The organism is Variovorax sp. GW821-FHT09D05 (genome assembly GCF_059416325.1).
Window position 1 is genome coordinate 48762 of the sequence record NZ_JBWKOZ010000014.1, and the last position, 18211, is coordinate 66972.

The window sequence follows — 18211 nt, forward strand, 5'->3', positions numbered from 1 at the left end:
GCTGCCTGGTGGTCAGACCACGCCGGCCGATCGCAGGGCGTCGAAGCGGGCGGAGTCGATGCCCATTTCCGCCAGCACTTCCTGCGTGTGCTGACCCAGCGCCGGTGGTGCATGGCGCAGCACGGGCGGCGTGGCCGTCAGCCGCAGCGGGCTCGCCACGCCCGTGATGCTGGCGATGCCGTCGCCCGCATCGCGCGGCAGCGTGACCGCAAGGCCGCGCGCCTTGACTTGCGCGTCATCGAAGGCCTGGGCAATGTCGTTGATCGGGCCGCAGGGCACGGCCTTGTCTTCGAGCAGCGTGACCCACGCGGCCGTGGTGCGGGTGCGCGTGAGTTCTTCCATCATCGGGATCAGCACCAGACGGTGCTTCACGCGCAGTGTGTTGGTGGCAAAGCGCGCATCGGTCGCCCATTCCGGATGGCCGGCTGCTTCGCAGAAGCGCGCGAACTGCCCGTTGTTGCCGATGGCCAGCAGCATCGAGCCGTCTTGCGTCGGAAAGTCCTGATACGGCGCGAGGCTCGGGTGCGTGTTGCCCTGGCGTTCGGGCGCCTTGCCGGTGTTGAGGAACGCGCTCGCCTGATTGGCGAGGATGGCCATGCCCACGTCGAGCAGCGCCATGTCGATGTGCTGGCCTTCGCCGGTGCGGTCGCGCACCTGCAGCGCTGCGAGGATGGCGGTGCTGGCGTAGACGCCGGTGAACAGGTCCGTGAGCGCCACGCCCACGCGCAACGGGCCACCACCGGGTACGTCATCGGGACGACCGGTGATGCTCATCATGCCGGTCATGGCCTGGATCATCAGGTCGTAGCCCGCGCGCTCGGCATAAGGGCCGTCGTGGCCGAAGCCGGTCACGCTGCAGTAGATGAGGCGCGGGTTGGCCGCGCGCAGGCTCTCGTGGTCGAGGCCGTATTGCTTGAGGCCACCGGTCTTGAAGTTCTCCACCACGATGTCGGCCTGCGCCGCCATCTGCCTGAGCAGCGCCTGCCCGTCGGGCGTGGCCATGTCGACCGTGACCGAACGCTTGTTGCGGTTGCAGGACGTGAAGTAGCTCGCCTGGTCGGTGTCGTTGCCGTCCGCGTCCTTGATGAAGGGCGGGCCCCAGGTGCGCGTGTCGTCGCCGACGCCGGGGCGCTCGATCTTGACGACGTCGGCGCCCAGGTCCGCCAGGATCTGCGTGCACCACGGGCCCGCGAGCACGCGGGACAGATCGAGGACCCTGATGCCGTCGAGTGCTGCGGGCTTGGTCATGCGGCTCAGTTGGCGAAAGCTGCGATGCCGGTGATGGCGCGGCCCAGGATGAGCGCGTGGATGTCGTGCGTGCCTTCGTAGGTGTTGACCACTTCCAGGTTCACCAGGTGGCGGGCCACGCCGAATTCGTCGCTGATGCCGTTGCCGCCCATCATGTCGCGCGCCATGCGGGCGATGTCGAGCGACTTGCCGCAGTTGTTGCGCTTCATGATCGAGGTGATTTCCACCGCGGCGATGCCTTCGTCCTTCATGCGGCCCAGGCGCAGGCTGCCTTGCAGGCCCAGCGTGATTTCGGTCTGCATGTCGGCCAGCTTCTTCTGGATGAGCTGGTTGGCGGCGAGCGGGCGGCCGAACTGCTTGCGGTCCAGCGTGTACTGGCGGGCGCGATGCCAGCAGTCTTCGGCGGCGCCGATCGCGCCCCACGAGATGCCGTAGCGGGCGCTGTTCAGGCAGGTGAACGGGCCCTTGAGGCCCTGCACTTCGGGGAAGGCGTTTTCTTCGGGGCAGAACACGCCGTCCATCACGATTTCGCCGGTGATGCTGGCGCGCAGGCCGACCTTGCCGTGGATCGCCGGAGCGCTCAGGCCCTTCATGCCCTTTTCGAGCACGAAGCCGCGGATGGGGCCGACCGTGCCGCTTTCGCTGACTTCCTTGGCCCACACCACGAACACGTCGGCGATGGGCGAGTTGCTGATCCACATCTTCGAGCCGCTGAGCGAGTAGCCGCCCGGCACCTTCTTGGCACGCGTGGCCATGCTGCCGGGGTCGGAGCCATGGTCGGGCTCGGTCAGGCCGAAGCAGCCGATCCATTCGCCGGTGGCGAGCTTGGGCAGGAACTTCTGCTTCTGCGCTTCGGTACCGAATTCGAAGATCGGCACCATCACCAGCGAACTCTGCACGCTGGCCATCGAGCGGTAGCCCGAGTCGACGCGCTCGACTTCACGGGCGATCAGGCCGTAAGCCACGTAGTTGAGGCCGGGGCCACCGTACTGCTCGGGGATCGTCGGGCCCAGCAAGCCGAGTGCGCCCATTTCGCGAAAGATGGCGGGGTCGGTTTCGCCGGTGCGGAAGCCTTCGATGACGCGGGGCGCAAGGCGCTCCTGGCAGTAGGCGTTGGCCGCGTCGCGGATCATGCGTTCTTCGTCGGTCAGTTGCTGGTCGAGAAGAAGGGGGTCGTCCCAGTGGAATTGCGCTTTGGCGGCCATGTGGCTGTCTCCGGAAATTAGGGGAAAGGTGAAAAGAGGGGGAATGGGGCCGATGCTAGCCATGCGGGGGGCATGACGCAAACGATGATTCCGCACCCAGATATGCGTTCGTAGAATGTCTTGCAAGATGTTCGATCGGCCTCTTCATTGGTGAGGCCAGGGTTTCATACATACACCCGAGGCATACATGCGCCGCAAGATTCCACCCCTGCAAACCCTCGTGTGCTTCGACGCCGCCGCGCGCCACGAGAGCTACACCCGCGCTGCGCAGGAACTGGCGCTCACCCAAAGCGCCGTGTCGCGCCAGATCGGCACGCTCGAAGCCTTCCTCGGCGTGGCGCTGTTCCGCCGCACGCGGCACGGGGTAGCGCTCACGGCCAGCGGCGCGGCCTACGCGCGGCAGATCACCAAGCGGCTGGAAGCGATGGAGCGCGACACGCTCGACGCAATGGCCCACCAGGGCGAAGGCGGCTCGCTCTCATTGGCGGCCGTGCCCACCTTCGCCACCCGCTGGCTGATGCCGCGCCTGAAGGGCTTCGCGGCGCTGCAGCCCGACGTGGTGGTGCACATCGAGACGCGCACCCGCCCCTTTCTGTTTGCCGACGCCGAGTTCGACGCCGCGCTGTACGCCGGCACGCCCGCGCAGGTAGAGAACTGGGCCGGTACGCGCGCGCTGCTGCTGATGCACGAAGACGTGGTGCCGGTGTGCAGCCCGTCGCTGCTCCCACGCGGCAAGGCCGTAACGCCGGCCGCCATCGCGAAGATGCCGCTGCTGCAGCAAAGCACGCGGCCCGACGGCTGGCGCCAGTGGTTCGACGCGCAGCAGATCGACGCGCCCAACGCGCGCGGTGGTCCGCGCTACGAGCTGTTCTCGATATTGGCCGCGGCCGCGTCGCACGGGCTCGGCGTGGCGCTGATGCCGACGATGCTGGTGGCCGACGAACTGGCACGCGGCGAGCTGGTGGTGGCGTGCGCTCGGCCCCTTTCTGGCGAGCGCAATTACTACCTCGTGACGCCGGAGCGGGCCGATCAGCGGCCGCTGCTGAAGTTCTTCAGCGACTGGCTGCTGGAGCAGGCCCGGCAGGAGCCCGAACGCGGGGCAGCTTGAAGGGGCCGGTGACTTTCTCGCCACGTGGGGCGCCAAAGCCCATGTCCGAAACCCGCGTCCGGAAACGGCGAGCCTCGCGGGTCTGCAAGCGGGACACTGGGCGCATGACAAGAAAGCCTTCCCGCATCGATTCGCTCGACTGGCCCCGCATCGAAGCAGACCTCGCCGCCCGCGGCTGCGCCGTCACTGGCCAGCTGTTCACTCCCGAGGAATGCGCCGCGCTCACAGCCATGTACGACGAAGCCCACCGCTTTCGCAGCCGCGTGGTGATGCAGCGCCACGGCTTCGGACAAGGCGAGTACCAATACTTTGCAAACCCGCTGCCGCCCAGGCTCGCCGCATGCCGCAGCGCGCTGTACGAACGCCTCGCGCCGCTGGCCAATGCGTGGGCCGCGGCGATGGGCCAGCCGGCCGACTACCCGCCGGACCACGCCGCGTATCTCGCGCGCTGCCACGCAGCGGGCCAGTTGCGCCCCACCCCGCTGCTGCTGCGCTACGACGAGGGCGACTACAACTGCCTGCACCAGGATCTGTACGGCGACCTGCAGTTTCCGCTGCAGCTCACGGTGCTGCTGAGCAAGCCGGGCGAAGACTTCACCGGCGGCGAGTTCGTGCTGACCGAGCAGCGCCCGCGCATGCAATCGCGCGCCGAGGTGGCGCCGCTCGCGCAGGGCGAGGCGGTGATCTTCGCGGTCAACCAGCGGCCGGTGGCCGGCACGCGCGGCAGCTACCGCGTGACGATGCGCCACGGCGTGAGCCGCGTGCGTTCGGGCCGGCGGCATACGCTGGGCATCATCTTTCACGACGCGCGCTGACAGGCCGCTCCCACGCGCTTCCACGACTCCGGTCTAGACAGGCCTGAGCCACTGCGGCGCTGTTCAGTACCGCACGGACAGCCGAAGTCGAGCGAAAATCGCGCCCGCCTCCGGCGCCACCAGGATCCCCGACACCAACGATCGAGGCCGTGACTCACCGAAGGTCGGCCCGCGGCTTCGCTGCAGCGGGTGCGTTCGAGTGGTCGTCAGGGAGCTGTATGAACAACAAGAACTCTTCCGGGAATCCGGAAGTGGCTGGAAAGCCGTCGGTCGAAAAATCTGTCACACAACCGGCACCGGCCGGGCGCTCGCGCCGCTTCCGGGTGGACGTGGGCACCATCGTCAGCGTGGTGGCGCTGGCCCAGTCGCTGCTGCTGGTGTCGCTCGGCTACTGGGGCTCGCAGCGGCTGGTGTCGCGCATCGGCGTGTCCGCGCACAAGGCCAACCATGACCGCACCGAAGACAAGGTGCTGGCCTTTCTGCAGAAAGCCGAGTCGGTCATCAACGCGGTGGGCACCGCCCCCAGCCTGCAGCCCGCGGGCGAGCACTCCGAAAGAACGGCGGAGCTGCTCTGGACGCTGCTGCAGCAGTCGCCCGAGCTCGACAGCATCTACGTCAGCAACGAGAAGGGCCAGATGCTGATGGCGCTGCGCTACCCGGTGCCGGCCATGCGCTACATCGAGCGCGGCGCAGGCTCCACCACCGAGACCTGGCAGTACAAGCTGCCGCTGGATGCCGAGGCCGACGTGCAGCAGCGCTATGCCACGCAGCGCCTCGAGTCGTTCCGCAGCAACTACAACCCGACGCAGCGCAGCTGGTACGTGCAGGCATGCAAGGCACAGGGGCCCATCTGGACGCAGCCGTACGTGTTCGCAGCCGCGCAAGAGCTTGGCGTGACCTACGCACTGCCCAGCAAGCGCCGCTACGCCGACAGCAGCGCGCAGGCGCTGGTGGTGGCGGGCGACGTGTCGCTCGGGCGGCTGTCGGAATTCGTGCGCCAGTTCAGCAGCGACGGCTACGGCGACAGCGCGCTGCTGAGCGCTGACTTCCGCGTGCTCGCGCGCAGCGACATGCCGGGTGTGCTGCACGAGCTGCAGCCGCCCAGCGGCGTGCTCGGTGCATTGCATGCGCACATGGTGGCCGACGGCACGGCGGGCGGCGGCACCGACACGGAGTTTTCCTTCACGCACGAAGGCCGCCGCTATCTGGTGCAGGCCTCGCGCATTCCCAGCACCGGCTGGCAACTGGTGAGCTGGGTGCCCGAAGACATGCTGCTGGGCGACCTGCACCGCGCGGTGCTGTGGGGCCTGGCGCTGGCACTGGTCTTCCTGGCGATGGCGTTGTTCATGTCGCTGAAGCTGTCGAAGCTGGTGACAGCGCCGGTGGAGAACCTCTCGCACATCGCGCGCCGCATCGGCCTGCTGGAGCTGGACAACCTGCCGCGCGAACCGAGCCGCGTGCTCGAGATACAGCACCTGGACCAGGCCCTGGACGACTCGGCCCGCAGCCTGAAGGCCTTCAGCAAGTTCGTGCCGGTGGACGTGATCAACCAGCTGATCGACGCGGGCCACACGCTCGCACCCAGCGGCTCACCGCGGCGCGTGACGGTGATGTTCACCGACGTGGAGGGCTTCACCTCGATCTCGGAGTCGCTCGACACCGACGTGCTGGTGGTCATGCTGACCGAGTACTTCAACCTGGCGACGGGCGTGTTCGCGCGGCACGGCGGCGTGGTCGACAAGTTCATCGGCGACGGCATCATGGTGCTGTGGGGCGCGCCCTCCGACCTGAAGGACGCGGAATACAAGGCCTGCCTGGCCGCGCTGGAGCTGCACGTGGAGATGGACGATCTCAACCGCAAGTGGGCGGCACAGGGCCTGCCCGAGTTCCGCACGCGCGTGGGCATCCACACAGGCACGGTGATCGCGGGGGTGCTGGGCTCGAACGACCGGCTGTCGTACACGGCGTTCGGCGACGTGATCAACGTGGCGAGCCGCATCGAGGGCTTCAACAAGCAGCTCGGCACGCAGACGCTGATGTCGGAAACCACCTTCGCCGGGCTCGGCGACCGGCTTCACACGCGGCGCATCGAGGAGCAGGCGGAACTGCGCGGCCGGCAGACGCGCATGGTGCTCTACGAGCTGATGACTTCCTAGCGCGGAGCCTGGGCGACGCGCACCAGCACCAGGTCGGCGCTGGTGGTGCCGCCTTGCGTGAGCACGGAATACTGCGTGTCGTTGATGAACAGAAGCTGGTCGCCGCGCGAGATGCGCGCCGACACGGCGTAGCGCATGCGCGGGTCGATGCGCGCGGCATCCACCTTCAGCTCGTAGGCAAAGGGCACCTGCTTGCCGTTGGCCTTGATGCGCTGCTCGGCAAGCACGGTCGAGGGCGCGTCCATGCGCGACACGTCGAGCAACTGAACCACGACTTCGGCCGCGGGGTCGAGCGCGATGCGTTCGCGGTAGGTGACGGTGCCGCTCACGCGAAGCTGCGCGGCACCGCCTGCAGCTGGCGAAGAAGGCACTGCGCAAGCGCTCAGCAACGAGGCGCCCGCGATGACGGAGAACATGAGGAGGCTGGTGCGTCTTTTCATGCGGCCATTATGCGGAGGCACTTGCGGAGGCACGCTGTGCGGCAAAGGCCACGTACCAGTCCAGGCTGCCGGGGTTTGCCATCGCCTCGCGGTTGACCACCTTCTCGATGGGCTGGCCCAGCAGCAGCTTCTTGATCGGCAGCTCCTGCTTCTTGCCCGAGAGCGTGCGCGGGATCTCGGCCACCTGGAAGATGTCGTTGGGCACGAAGCGCGGCGACAGCGAAGTCTTGATGGCGTTGTTGAGCCGCGTGCGCATGGCGTCGTCGAGCGACACGCCGGGGCGCAGCACCACGAACAGCGGCATGTAGCTGTCGCGGCCCAGGTATTCGAGGTCGACCACCATCGAGTCGAGTACCTCGGGCAGGCCCTCGACGGCGCTGTAGATCTCGCTGGTGCCCATGCGCAGGCCCTGGCGGTTGATGGTGGCGTCGCTGCGGCCGTAGATGATGCAGCCACCGTCCTCGCCGATCCTGATCCAGTCGCCGTGGCGCCACACGCCGGGGTAGGTGTCGAAGTAGCTCGACACGTAGCGCGCATTGCCTTCGTCGCCCCAGAAGTAGAGCGGCATCGACGGAATGGCCTTGGTGCACACTAGCTCGCCGACTTCACCGATGACCGGCTGGCCCTGCTCGTTCCACGCCTCGACCGCATGGCCGAGTTCGCGGCACTGCATCTGGCCCGGCACTTCGGGCAGGTCGCGGTTGCCGCCGACGAAGGCGCCGCAGAAATCGGTGCCGCCGGAGATGTTGCACCACCACACTTCCTTCGAGCCCGCGTCGAGGATCTGCTTCGAGCCCCATCGCTGCACCTCTTCGGGCAGCGGCGAGCCGGTGCTGCCGAGTGCCCGCACGCGCGACAGGTCACCGCATTCCTTCGCGACAAGGCCGGCCTTCATGCAGTTGGTGAAGTAGGCCGCGCCCGCGCCGAAGAACGTGACCTTGTGCCGCGCCACGAAGCGCCACAGCACGCTCCAGTCGGGCTTCTCCTTGCTGCCCGCCGGGTTGCCGTCGTAGATGCAGATGGTGGCGCCGAAGGCCATGCCCGAAAGCTGCGAGTTCCACATCACCCAGCCGGTGGAGCTGTACCAGTGGTAGCGCTCGCCGAAGTTGTTGGCGCCGTAGCTCGCGCCCACGTCGTTGTGCAGGCCGCAGGCGTGCATGGTGAGGATGATGCCGCCCTGCCCGTGCACGATGGGCTTGGGCAGGCCGGTGGTGCCGCTCGAATAGACGATCCAGATCGGGTGGTCGAAGGGCAGCCATTCGGGCTCGAAGGCGGCAACCTCGGCACCGTTGCGGTCGGTGGCCTGCGCCCAGTCGACGTCATGCGGCACTGCGCTGGCGGCGTACGGCGACTTCACGAGCAGCAGCTTCTGCACGCTCGGCAGCTGGCCACGCAGCTCCTGCAGCACGGCGCTGCGGTCGAGCGGCTTGCCGCCGTAGTGAACACCGTCGACGGCGATCAGCACCTTGGGCTCGATCTGGCGGAAGCGGTCGGCCACGGCGGCAGTGCCCATGTCGGGCGCGCACACGCTCCAGATCGCGCCGATGCTGGAGCACGCGAGAAAGGCCACCATGGTCTCGGGCACGTTGGGCATGTAGGCCGCAACGCGATCGCCGCGCTGCACGCCTAGCGACTTGAGCGTGAGCGCCACTGACGCCACCTGGCGGCGCATTTCGGGCCACGACATCTCGCGCACTTCGCCGCGTTCGTTGTCGCTCACGATGGCGGGCATGCCGGCCGCGTGTGCCGCATCGGCATGGCGCAGCACCTCGCGGGCGTAGTTGACCTGGGCGCCCGGGAACCAGCGCGCGCCGGGCATGCGCGATTCGGCGAGCACGGCTGTGTGCGGCGTGGGCGACTCGATGCGGGCGTAGTCCCAGATGCTCTGCCAGAAGGCGTCGAGCTCGGTGACGGACCAGCGCCACAGGGCGTCGTAGCTGTCGAACACGAGGCCGCGCGTCTCGCGCAGCCAGTCTTGATAGAGGCGGATCTGGGGGATGTTGGGAGCGGACATGGCACGAGCGTAGCGCTGCGAACGACCGTGCTCAATCGGGGTTGACCTCAGGGTTTGTACGCGTGTTCAATGTTTTTGTACAAGCGTTCAATACGCCCTCATGAGCACCCGCACACCTACCGCAAGGCGCAGCACCTCGCGCGCTGCGACGCCTTCCCCCGCCGCAGTCGCCATCGCGACTGCGCGGCCCGACCGCAAGCAGGCGATCCTGCTGGCGGCCGAGAAGCTTTTTGCGCAGCACGGCTACCACGTGGTGACGATCCGCCAGATTGCCGAGGAGGCCGGCGTGCCGCTGGCGCTGGTGGGCTACTACTACGGCCAGAAGCACGAGCTGTTTCACGCGATCTTCGAGCACTGGGGCCACTCCATCGAGGCGCGGCTCGCGGGGCTGGCCGCTGTGAACATCGACCCCGACGACGCGCGCACGCTGCCGCGCATCATCGAAGCCTTCACCGCGCCCGTGCTGGCGCTGCGCGCAAGTTCAGAGGGCGAGTACTACGCGCTGCTGGTGGCGCGCGAGCTGTACCACGCCACCGAGGAAGCCGACCGCGTGCTGCGCGCCTACTTCGACCCGCTGGCCGAGGCGTACATCGATGCGCTGCACGTCGCGCTGCCGCATGCCACGCGCAGCCAGGCGGCCTGGGGCTATCAGTTCGCATTGGGCTCGCTGCTGCACCACCTGAACGACAGCCGCATCGAACGACTCTCGCGCGGCGAGAACACGCGCGCCGACCCGGCCGTGGCACCGATGCTGGTGAGCTTCATCGTGGGCGGCCTGCGCGCCGCGCTGCCGCGGCCCAAGACCCCACGCACGAACAAGACCATCTCCAGGAGACAAAAGCCATGATGAAACGACGCACCCTGCTGTCGGCGCTTGCCGCGACGTCGGCCATTGCCGCGCTGCCTTCGCGCGCCCAGTCCAACCCGAAGATCGTGTTCGGCTACACGGCCGTGACCGACTTCGCCTCGGTGTTCGTGGCGGCCGAAGAGGGCTACTTCAAGAAGCGCAATCTCGAGGTCGAGCTCAAGTTCATCCCGCTGAACTCGACGATCCCGGCGGCGCTGCAGTCCGACTCGCTGCAGATCGGCGGGCCCACGCCCTCGGTGTTCCTGCAGGCGGTGGATGGCGGGCTCGACCTGGTGCTGGTGGCCGGCGGCGGCCTCACCTCGAAGACCATCACCGGCTTCGGCCTGGTGGCGCGCGCGGGCTCGGGCATCAAGGGTCCGCAAGACTGCATTGGCAAGAAGATCGGCGTGCCGGGCCTCGGCGCTTTCCTGCACGTGACCTTCCGCGCATGGCTGAAAGACAGCGGCGTGGACTACCGCAAGGTCAACTTCGTCGAGGCCGCATTCCCGCAGCATGCCGACCTGCTGCGCGGCGGCTCGGTCGACGCGGTGGTGTCGGCCGACCCGTTCATGAGCCGCATCACCGAGAGCGGCGCGGGCTACGTGGCTTCGTACTACTCGACCTTCCTGCCCGAGAACAACCAGACCATCGTGCATGCGGCCAAGCGCGAGTGGGTGGCGAAGAATCCAGCGGCGGCGCGCGCCTTTCGCGAAGCACTGGTCGAGTCTGGCGCGTTCATGCAGCAGCCGAAGAACGACGCCAAGGTGCGCGCGGCCATCGGCAAGTACATCAAGCTGCCGCCCGAAGTGCTGGCCAAGGTGCAGATCTCGCCGCCCGGCCCCGTGGTGACGGAAAAGCAGCTCGCCTACTGGACCGGGCTGATGAAAGAGCAGGACATGCTCAAGACGAGCATCGACGTTGCGAAGCTGGTGGCGAAGTGATCTCAGCACCTGCCCCCATCACCGCACGCGCCGCACTGTCGGCGAGCGCCTTTCATTCGCCGGCCAGCCCCACGATGCAAGCCACTCCCTTCCTGCGCTTCGACGGCGTGACCATCCGCCTTGGCGGGCGCGAGATTCTGTCGCCCACCTCATTCGACGTGGCGCGCGGCGAGTTCGTCTGCATCGTCGGCCCCAGCGGCTGCGGCAAGACCACGCTGCTGCGCGCGGCCAGCGGGCTCGTCACCGCGAGCGCGGGCGAGGTGCGGCGCAACGGCGTGAAGATGACCGAGCCTTCGCGCGAAGTCGCTTTCGTGTTCCAGGACTACGGCCGCGCGCTGCTGCCCTGGCGCACGGTGGAAGGCAATGTGAGCCTCGCGCTGGAAGCGGCCGGCGTGCCCGCCGCCGAACGCGCGCCGCGCATCGCCGACGTGCTCGGCAAGGTCGGCCTCGCGAAGCATGCGCAGAAGTTTCCGGTGCAGCTGTCGGGCGGCATGCAGCAGCGCGCGCAGATTGCACGCTGCCTCGCGCAGAAGCCCGAGCTGATGATGATGGACGAGCCCTTCGGCGCGCTCGACGCGCTCACGCGGCAAAGCCTGCAGGACGAGCTCGCGCGACTGGTGCGCGATGACGGGCTCACGGTGCTGTTCGTCACACACGACCTGGAAGAGGCCATCTACCTCGGTGACCGCGTGATCGCGTTGCAGGCCAACCCGGGGCCGAGGCGGCCGAGTCTCGCACGGATGATCGACGTGAAGATCCCCCGGCCGCGCGACCAGCTTACGACGAAGGAGCATCCCGAGTACCTGCAGTTGCGGCGTGAACTGTTCGCCTTCATCGAGCAGGGCCATGACTGAGAACCGCCTCTTCCGCTGGCTGCGGCCGTGGGTGTTTCCGGTGGTGCTCGTCGGAGCCTTCGAGTGGTACGCGCGACGTGCAGCGGCCTTGGGCAGCGATGCGCTGGCGCCGCCGAGTGCTGCGGCCAAGGCATTCGTCGGCGCGGCCATGGATGGCTCGCTCTGGCAGGCCACCGGCTTCACGCTCGGCACCGCGGCACTTGGTTTGCTGCTGGGCGCTGTGCTCGGCATCGCATTGGGCCTGGTGCTCGGACTCTCGCGCCGCGCGGCGCAGCTCGGCTCCGTCTCCATCGAGGTGCTGCGCCCGGTGCCTTCGGTCGCGCTGATTCCGCTCGCGATGCTGACCTTCGGCTTCGGCGTGCGCATGGAACTGGCCATCGTGGCGTTTGCCACCTTCTGGCCGCTGCTGGTGCTGGTGCAGTCGGCGGTGCAGCAGATCGAGCCACGGCTGCTCGAAGTCAGCCGCGTGCTGGGCCTGTCGGCGCGCGAGCGGGCCTTCAAGATCGTGCTGCCGGCCATCGTGCCGCGCCTGTTCGTCGCGCTGCGGCTGGGCGTGGCGGTGGCGCTGGTGGTGGCCGTGACGGTGGAGATCGCGGCCAACCCGAACGGCATGGGCTACGCGATGATGATCGCGCAGCAGAGCTTCGACCCCGCGCTGATGCTCGCCTGGCTGGGCTGGATCGGGGTGGTGGGCTTTGCAGTCAACGCGGGCATGCTGCTGTTGCAGCGCGTGGTGTCGCGGCGCATGGGGGTGCCGTCATGAGCGGCAACAACAACGATCGCACCGGCCTGAACTGGCTCGGCTCGCTGGGCGTGTTGCTCGCGCTGCTTGCGCTGTGGTGGGTCGCGAGCAACGCGGGCTGGGTCAGCCGCGTGTTCCTGCCGACGCCGCAGGCTACCTTCTCCAGCCTGCTCGAAGGACTCAACCTCTCCGGCGAAGGCGGCAACGGCGAACTGCTCGGCTTCACGCAGGCTACTGTGGGCCGGATGATCGAGGGCTGGCTGCTTGCTTCGCTCTTCGGCGTACTGCTGGGCGCGGCCATCGGCGTGTCGCCCTCGGTGCGCGCGTGGGTGCAGCCGACGCTGGAATTCATCCGCCCCCTGCCCGCCTCGGCGCTGCTGCCGCTGGCCATTTCGATCTTCGGGCTGAACCCCGGCATGGTGCTCTTCGTGGTCGCCTTCGGCGCGATGTGGCCGGTGCTGCTGGCAACGGTGCACGGCTTCGCGGCGGTGGAGCCGCGCCTGTCGGAAGTGGCGCGCTGCCTGCAGATGTCGCGCGCGGCGTACATCTGGAAGATGGGCCTGCCCAATGCGATGCCCGACATCCTGGCCGGCATGCGGCTCGCGCTGACCATTGCGCTGATCGTCGCGGTGGTGGGCGAAATGATCGCCTCGCAAAGCGGCCTGGGCCAGGCCATTCTGCTGGCCGCGCGCGCCTTTCGCGCCAGCGACCTGTTCGCCGGCATCGTGCTGCTCGGGCTCATCGGCTTCGCGAGCAACGCGCTGCTGGCCTTTGCCGAGAAACGCCTGCTGCGCTGGCAGCAGCCCTGATTCCTTCCTCTTCTCTTTCCCTCTCTTTCCTCTTCTTCCAACACGAACACCCCACAAGGAGCCCCGCCATGCCACGCAAATTCGTCGACCTCTCGATCTTTCTCGAAAACGACGTGCTCTCCGACCCGCCGGCCTTCGCACCGAAGATCCAGTACTTCACGCACGAGCAGACCTACGAGCAGATCGAGCCCTTCTTTCCCGGCCTTCAGCGCGAAGACCTGCCCGACGGCGAAGGCTGGGCGGTGGAGCTGGTGCAGCTGTCGACGCACAACGGCACGCACCTCGATGCGCCCTATCACTTCCACTCGACCATGGACAAGGCGCTGGGCGAGAAGAAACCCGCCATCGCGATCCATGACGTGCCGCTCGAATGGTGCTTCCAGCCGGGCGTGAAGCTCGACTTTCGCCACTTCGCCGACGGCTACGTGGTGACGGCCGACGACGTCGAGGCCGAGTTGAAGCGCATCGGCCACACGCTGAGTCCGCTGGAGATCGTGGTGGTCAACACGCGCGCCGGCTCGCGCTACGGCAACCCCGACTACGTGTCGGCCGGCGCGGGCATGGGCTACGAGGCGACGATGTACCTGCTTGAGCGCGGCGTGCGCCTCACCGGCACCGACGCATGGAGCTGGGACGCGCCCTTCGTGCACACCGCGAAGAAGTACGGCGAGACGCATGACGCCTCGCTGATCTGGGAAGGCCACAAGGCCGGCCGCGACATCGGCTACTGCCACATCGAGAAGCTGCACAACCTCGAAGTGCTGCCGCCCACGGGCTTCTTCATCAGCTGCTTTCCGCACAAGATCCGCGGCGCGTCGGCGGGGTGGACGCGCGCGGTCGCGATCTTCGACGACGCGCTGATGGCTTCGGTGTGAGGGCCTCTTCACCATGAGCGCACTCAACCACACGCACGACGCCAACGCGCGCAGCTGGGTCGAATCGGCCAATGCAGCGGACAGCGACTTTCCGATCCAGAACCTGCCGCATGCGGTGTTTCGCCGCGCGGGCAGCAGCGAGGCGTTTCGCGGCGGCGTCGCCATCGGCGACCAGGTGCTGGACCTTGCGGCGCTGGCCGCCCAGCAACAGCTCGACGGTCTTGCACTCGATGCGGCGCGAGCGGCCGCGCTGCCCGCGCTGAACGACTTCTTCGCGCTCGGCGGCGCCGCGTGGAAGGCGCTGCGGCATGCGCTCTTCGACCTGCTGAAGAACGACGCACCCGTCGCCACGGTGCAGGCCGTGCGCGAATGCCTGGTGCCGCAGGCCGAAGTCGAATACACGGTGCCTGCACGCATCGGCGACTACACCGACTTCTACACCTCGATCGACCATGCGCTGAACATCACACGCCTGTTCAACCCCGAAGGCGACGTGACGCCCAACTTCCGCTGGATTCCGACCGCGTACCACGGGCGCGTGTCGACCATCGGCGTGAGCGGCCAGCGCTTTCACCGGCCGATGGGGCAGGCGATGGCGCCGGGCGCGAAGGCGCCGACGTATCAGGCCTGCGCGCGGCTCGACTACGAGCTGGAGCTAGGCGTGTGGATCGGCACGGGCAATGCGCAGGGCGAGCCCATTGCGCTCGAACATGCGGAAGAACACATCTTCGGCATCTGCCTGCTGAACGACTGGTCTGCGCGCGACATCCAGTTCTGGGAGATGGCGCCGCTCGGTCCCTTCCTCGCGAAGAACTTCGCAACCACGATCTCGCCGTGGATCGTGACGATGGAAGCGCTTGCGCCCTACCGGCAGGCGTGGACGCGGCCAACGAGCGAGCCCCAACCGCTCGCGTACCTGGAGAACGCGAAGAATCGCGAGAGCGGTGCGCTCGACATCCGCCTGGAGGTCTGGCTCGAAAGCGAGAAGGCGCGCAAGGAGAAGACCGGACCGTCGCGCCTGTCGTCCACGAGCTTCAGGCACCAGTACTGGAGCGTCGCGCAGATGGTGACGCACCACACGATGGGCGGCTGCAGCCTGAACCCGGGCGACCTGTTCGGCAGCGGCACGATCTCCGGGCCCGGTGCAGGTGAAGCCGGCGCAATCATCGAACTGACGCGCGCCGCGCAAAGCCCGGTGACGCTGACCAATGGCGAGCAACGCGGTTTTCTGGAAGACGGCGATGCGGTGCTGCTGCGCGGCTGGTGCGAGAAGCCGGGGCATGCGCGCATCGGGTTTGGGGAGAGCCGGGGGACGGTGTTGGCGGCCAGGGGTTGACCTGAGGCACCAATGAAAAAAGCCACCCGATGAGGTGGCCTTTTTTCTGCAATGTGGAGCGGGAAAAGAGTCTCGAACTCTCGACCTCAACCTTGGCAAGGTTGCGCTCTACCAACTGAGCTATTCCCGCGTGAAGCCTCAGATTATAGGGTGATCTTGAGCCACTTTTCCCGGATCCGGGAAAAAAGTTCGCTCAAGCGTCGAACACCAGCGACCGATGCAGCGACACGCCGGCCATCAGGCCGTCCGCGGAGGCCAGCGTGGCATTGGTGAATTTCATCGAGAGGTCGCCCGCCGCGTAGACGTCGGGCACCGTCGTCATCTTCATGCCGTCGACGCGCAGCACCGGGCCGAAGGGGCCGTCGTCGAAGGCGCAGCCGAGCTGTTCGGCCAGCGGACTGGACGGACGCGTGTGCGGCACCACGTACAGCGCCTCGATCGGCACGAGCCTGCCATCGTCGATGCGCACGCCGGCAAGCTGAGGCGCCGCGCCTTCCAGGCCAACGATGCGCCCCGGCTCGATGGCCACGCCGCGCGACTGCAGCTTCGCACGCGTCTCGGCATCAGGCCCGTCGCCGCCATTCAGGAAGACCGTGGTCGGGCCCCACTCGTTGATCAGCAGCGAATGGTCCGGCGGATGCCCGCTGTGGAAGAGCACGCCCAGCGGGCGCCCGCTGAACTCGTAGCCGTGGCAATAGGGGCAGTGCAACACGCTCTTGCCCCAGCGCTCGCTGATGCCGGCGATGCCGGGCAGGCCGTCCTGAATGCCGTACGCCAGAAGCAGCTTGCGGGTCTGGACCTGCTCGCCGTTGTTCAGGGACACCGTAAACCCCTCGACACCATCGGCGCTCGCGGCCACCGCACTGCCGCTGACGAACTTGACGGACGGATACGCAAGCAGCTTGTCGCGCGCGTCGGCAATCATCTTCAAGGGCGGCACGCCGTCCTGCCCGAAGAAACCGTGCGACGCCGCGGCAAAGCGGTTGCGCGGCGCGCCCGCATCGACGACGCACACGTTCCTTCGTGCGCGAGCCAGCTGCATGGCAGCGGAAAGGCCGGCAAAGCTGCCGCCCACGATCAGTGCGTCATAGCGCATGTTCAATGTCCTTCGATGTAAAGCCGCCGCCCGTCATGCGGCGGTGGAAGTCCCTGGAAAGATCGGCCAGCGTGATGCTGTTGAAACGCCTGAGCAGCAGCGCCTCGGCCTCGTCGCACGCACCATCGAGCGCCGCGTTCACGGCCTGCTCGACGATGCAGCCCGGGCTCTCGGTGCGATTGCCCATGGCCAGCAGCGCGGGCGCGCCGACGGCGTTGTGGATGTCGCCCAGCGTCACCGCCGCCAGCGAACACGACAGCACCCAGCCGCCGCCATGGCCCTTGGCCGAGCTGACGAACCCCGCCTGCCGCAGGCCGGCCATGAGGCGGCGCACGACGACCGGGTTGGTGTGCATCGCAGCCGCGAGCGACTCGGACGTGACGGGGTCGTTCATCTCGGCCATGTGCAGGAGCACGTGGAGAACGGCTGAAAGCTTGCTGTCTCGTTTCATGCAACATTATGAGTTGCATATGTTTGTCATGGCGTGCCGAAGGGTCTTGCGGGGCCGGAACGCCCGTCGGTTGTCACGACACTGAGGTGAGAATCGGGCCGCACCATGACGCCCGCCCCGACAACCCTGCTCGACGCCGCCCTGCGCGGCGTGCTGCTGGCCTTGCTGCTCGTGCTCGCGCTGGTCCTCGGCCGCGACCGCCCTCGCCTGCCGGTCGCGCGCGCCGGCGTGATGCTGACGCTGGGCCTGTGCATCCAGGTCATCGGCTCCGCGCCGGCCTTCGAATCGCTCGTGCCGCGCTTGTGGCAATCGCCGTTCGTCGCCGTGGCGGTCGGCAATGCCGTGCTGTTCTGGGTGTTCGTGCAGGCGCTGTTCAACGACGACTTCAGGCTGCGGCCCGTGCACGTTGCCGCTTGGCTCGTGGTGGCCGCGGTGGCCGCGCTCAACTGCGCGGTGGTGGCGGGCAGCGCCTCGGTGCTCGCACCGGTGACGATGGGCGTTCAGCGCGCCGTGCCGCTGGTGTTCGCGGTGCTGGCCGCGATGGCGGCGGCTTCGCAGTGGCGGGCAGACCTGGTGGAGGGGCGGCGCCGGCTGCGCGTGTTCATCGTGGTGACGGGCGTCGGCTACAGCGTCGGGATGCTGGTCGTCCGGCTGGCCTCGCCGCACGGGCAGCTGTCGAGCCTGTCGGCGACGGCCGATGTGGCGATGCTGCTGCTGATCGTGGCGGTGGTGGCTTGGCGGATGGTGCGGCTGGCCGGATCGGAGCTCTTTCCGGTCGCGGTGGTTCCAGATGCGCCTATCCCAACGGTCGAACCGCCCCCTGTCGCCCCCCCGGCCCCCGACCCCGCCGAAGACCGCCTCGCCGAATCCCTGCAACACGCCATGGCGGTCGATCACGCCTATCGCAGCGAAGACCTGAGCATCGCCACCCTCGCCGCACGGCTCTCAGTGCCCGAATACCGCCTGCGCCGCCTCATCAACCAGCGGCTGGGCCATCGCAATTTCAACGCCTTCGTCAACGGCTTCCGGCTGGCCGAGGCCACGGCGGCGCTGGCCGACTCCTCGAAGCGCGAGCTGCCGGTGCTGACCATCGCGTTGACCGCAGGCTTCCAGTCCATCGGCCCGTTCAACCGCGCGTTCAAGGCCGTCACCGGCCTCACGCCCACCGAATTCCGCAAGCAGAAGCTGGCCGAATCCTGAAATCTCTTGCCGAAAACCGCGTTTGCGGCTTTCGGCAAGACGTTGCCGGCGCGCCGCTGCATCGTCCGGGTCGC

At 67.7% G+C, this 18211-nt stretch carries 17 protein-coding genes and 1 tRNA gene; 11 read left to right on the top strand and 7 right to left on the bottom strand.

Annotated elements, in window-relative coordinates:
* Nucleotides 1–12: 12 nt before the first annotated feature.
* Nucleotides 13–1248 (bottom strand): CaiB/BaiF CoA transferase family protein, encoded by a 1236-nt coding sequence (locus AC07O3_RS30825; protein ID WP_495341139.1) that lies wholly within the window; start codon nt 1246–1248, stop codon nt 13–15.
* Nucleotides 1249–1253: 5 nt separating this feature from the next.
* On the bottom strand, nt 1254–2453 hold the full coding sequence (locus AC07O3_RS30830; protein ID WP_093057036.1) for an acyl-CoA dehydrogenase: 1200 nt from the start codon (nt 2451–2453) through the stop codon (nt 1254–1256).
* 187 nt (nt 2454–2640) lie between these two features.
* Between AC07O3_RS30830 and AC07O3_RS30835 the strand changes: the two genes are divergently transcribed.
* From AC07O3_RS30835 to AC07O3_RS30845, 3 genes are all read left to right on the top strand, one after another.
* Nucleotides 2641–3561 (top strand): LysR substrate-binding domain-containing protein, encoded by a 921-nt coding sequence (locus AC07O3_RS30835; protein WP_093174801.1) that lies wholly within the window; start codon nt 2641–2643, stop codon nt 3559–3561.
* 41 nt (nt 3562–3602) lie between these two features.
* Nucleotides 3603–4376, top strand: a complete 774-nt coding sequence (locus AC07O3_RS30840) for a 2OG-Fe(II) oxygenase (RefSeq protein ID WP_495341140.1) — start codon at nt 3603–3605, stop codon at nt 4374–4376.
* 218 nt (nt 4377–4594) lie between these two features.
* Complete coding sequence (locus AC07O3_RS30845) at nt 4595–6532, top strand: adenylate/guanylate cyclase domain-containing protein (protein WP_495341141.1); 1938 nt, start codon at nt 4595–4597, stop codon at nt 6530–6532.
* On the opposite strand, the gene AC07O3_RS30850 is transcribed toward AC07O3_RS30845, so the two are convergent.
* A complete protein-coding gene (locus tag AC07O3_RS30850) occupies nt 6529–6972 on the bottom strand; it encodes a YbaY family lipoprotein (RefSeq protein ID WP_495341142.1) in 444 nt (147 codons plus the stop codon). The genes AC07O3_RS30845 and AC07O3_RS30850 overlap by 4 nt on opposite strands.
* Before the next feature lie 7 nt (nt 6973–6979).
* Nucleotides 6980–8986 (bottom strand): acetoacetate--CoA ligase, encoded by a 2007-nt coding sequence (locus tag AC07O3_RS30855; protein ID WP_495341143.1) that lies wholly within the window; start codon nt 8984–8986, stop codon nt 6980–6982.
* 100 nt (nt 8987–9086) lie between these two features.
* Here AC07O3_RS30855 and AC07O3_RS30860 point away from each other — a divergent pair, with 100 nt between their 5' ends.
* The 7 genes from AC07O3_RS30860 to fahA all read left to right on the top strand — a co-directional run bounded on the left by AC07O3_RS30860 (nt 9087) and on the right by fahA (nt 15390).
* Nucleotides 9087–9833, top strand: coding sequence for a TetR/AcrR family transcriptional regulator (locus AC07O3_RS30860; RefSeq protein WP_495341144.1), 747 nt, complete (start codon nt 9087–9089; stop codon nt 9831–9833).
* Nucleotides 9830–10774: an ABC transporter substrate-binding protein gene (locus tag AC07O3_RS30865; protein WP_495341145.1), complete on the top strand. Its 945-nt coding sequence runs from the start codon at nt 9830–9832 to the stop codon at nt 10772–10774. Before AC07O3_RS30860 ends, AC07O3_RS30865 begins: the two co-directional genes overlap by 4 nt.
* Nucleotides 10771–11628, top strand: coding sequence for an ABC transporter ATP-binding protein (locus AC07O3_RS30870; RefSeq protein WP_495341146.1), 858 nt, complete (start codon nt 10771–10773; stop codon nt 11626–11628). Before AC07O3_RS30865 ends, AC07O3_RS30870 begins: the two co-directional genes overlap by 4 nt.
* Entirely contained in the window at nt 11621–12391 is a 771-nt protein-coding gene (locus AC07O3_RS30875) for an ABC transporter permease (protein ID WP_093076568.1), read from the top strand. Before AC07O3_RS30870 ends, AC07O3_RS30875 begins: the two co-directional genes overlap by 8 nt.
* A complete protein-coding gene (locus AC07O3_RS30880) occupies nt 12388–13179 on the top strand; it encodes an ABC transporter permease (RefSeq protein WP_495341147.1) in 792 nt (263 codons plus the stop codon). The genes AC07O3_RS30875 and AC07O3_RS30880 overlap by 4 nt, the downstream gene beginning before the upstream one ends.
* Nucleotides 13180–13247: 68 nt before the next feature.
* Nucleotides 13248–14054 (top strand): cyclase family protein, encoded by an 807-nt coding sequence (locus tag AC07O3_RS30885; RefSeq protein WP_093076564.1) that lies wholly within the window; start codon nt 13248–13250, stop codon nt 14052–14054.
* A gap of 13 nt (nt 14055–14067) precedes the next feature.
* Nucleotides 14068–15390: a fumarylacetoacetase gene (fahA, locus tag AC07O3_RS30890; RefSeq protein WP_495341148.1), complete on the top strand. Its 1323-nt coding sequence runs from the start codon at nt 14068–14070 to the stop codon at nt 15388–15390.
* Between the two features lie 54 nt (nt 15391–15444).
* Here fahA and AC07O3_RS30895 read toward each other — a convergent pair.
* The 3 genes from AC07O3_RS30895 to AC07O3_RS30905 form a co-directional block, all read right to left on the bottom strand.
* Nucleotides 15445–15520: transfer RNA gene (locus tag AC07O3_RS30895), tRNA-Gly, on the bottom strand.
* 63 nt (nt 15521–15583) lie between these two features.
* Nucleotides 15584–16486 carry an NAD(P)/FAD-dependent oxidoreductase gene (locus AC07O3_RS30900; RefSeq protein ID WP_495341149.1) on the bottom strand — a complete coding sequence of 301 codons (903 nt, stop codon included), beginning with the start codon at nt 16484–16486 and terminating at the stop codon, nt 15584–15586.
* Complete coding sequence (locus AC07O3_RS30905; protein ID WP_093057051.1) at nt 16476–16937, bottom strand: RrF2 family transcriptional regulator; 462 nt, start codon at nt 16935–16937, stop codon at nt 16476–16478. Before AC07O3_RS30905 ends, AC07O3_RS30900 begins: the two co-directional genes overlap by 11 nt.
* 105 nt (nt 16938–17042) lie before the next feature.
* Here AC07O3_RS30905 and AC07O3_RS30910 point away from each other — a divergent pair, with 105 nt between their 5' ends.
* On the top strand, nt 17043–18137 hold the full coding sequence (locus AC07O3_RS30910; protein ID WP_495341150.1) for an AraC family transcriptional regulator: 1095 nt from the start codon (nt 17043–17045) through the stop codon (nt 18135–18137).
* Nucleotides 18138–18211: the final 74 nt, after the last annotated feature.

Coding starts and splice junctions, on each gene's coding strand:
- AC07O3_RS30850 (WP_495341142.1), bottom strand. CDS start 6,972: ATGAAAAGACGCACCAGCCTCCTCATGTTCTCCGTCATCGCGGGCGCC.
- fahA (WP_495341148.1), top strand. CDS start 14,068: ATGAGCGCACTCAACCACACGCACGACGCCAACGCGCGCAGCTGGGTC.
- AC07O3_RS30860 (WP_495341144.1), top strand. CDS start 9,087: ATGAGCACCCGCACACCTACCGCAAGGCGCAGCACCTCGCGCGCTGCG.
- AC07O3_RS30865 (WP_495341145.1), top strand. CDS start 9,830: ATGATGAAACGACGCACCCTGCTGTCGGCGCTTGCCGCGACGTCGGCC.
- AC07O3_RS30835 (WP_093174801.1), top strand. CDS start 2,641: ATGCGCCGCAAGATTCCACCCCTGCAAACCCTCGTGTGCTTCGACGCC.
- AC07O3_RS30840 (WP_495341140.1), top strand. CDS start 3,603: ATGTCCGAAACCCGCGTCCGGAAACGGCGAGCCTCGCGGGTCTGCAAG.
- AC07O3_RS30910 (WP_495341150.1), top strand. CDS start 17,043: ATGACGCCCGCCCCGACAACCCTGCTCGACGCCGCCCTGCGCGGCGTG.
- AC07O3_RS30825 (WP_495341139.1), bottom strand. CDS start 1,248: ATGACCAAGCCCGCAGCACTCGACGGCATCAGGGTCCTCGATCTGTCC.
- AC07O3_RS30830 (WP_093057036.1), bottom strand. CDS start 2,453: ATGGCCGCCAAAGCGCAATTCCACTGGGACGACCCCCTTCTTCTCGAC.
- AC07O3_RS30875 (WP_093076568.1), top strand. CDS start 11,621: ATGACTGAGAACCGCCTCTTCCGCTGGCTGCGGCCGTGGGTGTTTCCG.
- AC07O3_RS30885 (WP_093076564.1), top strand. CDS start 13,248: ATGCCACGCAAATTCGTCGACCTCTCGATCTTTCTCGAAAACGACGTG.
- AC07O3_RS30845 (WP_495341141.1), top strand. CDS start 4,595: ATGAACAACAAGAACTCTTCCGGGAATCCGGAAGTGGCTGGAAAGCCG.
- AC07O3_RS30905 (WP_093057051.1), bottom strand. CDS start 16,937: ATGAAACGAGACAGCAAGCTTTCAGCCGTTCTCCACGTGCTCCTGCAC.
- AC07O3_RS30855 (WP_495341143.1), bottom strand. CDS start 8,986: ATGTCCGCTCCCAACATCCCCCAGATCCGCCTCTATCAAGACTGGCTG.
- AC07O3_RS30880 (WP_495341147.1), top strand. CDS start 12,388: ATGAGCGGCAACAACAACGATCGCACCGGCCTGAACTGGCTCGGCTCG.
- AC07O3_RS30900 (WP_495341149.1), bottom strand. CDS start 16,486: ATGCGCTATGACGCACTGATCGTGGGCGGCAGCTTTGCCGGCCTTTCC.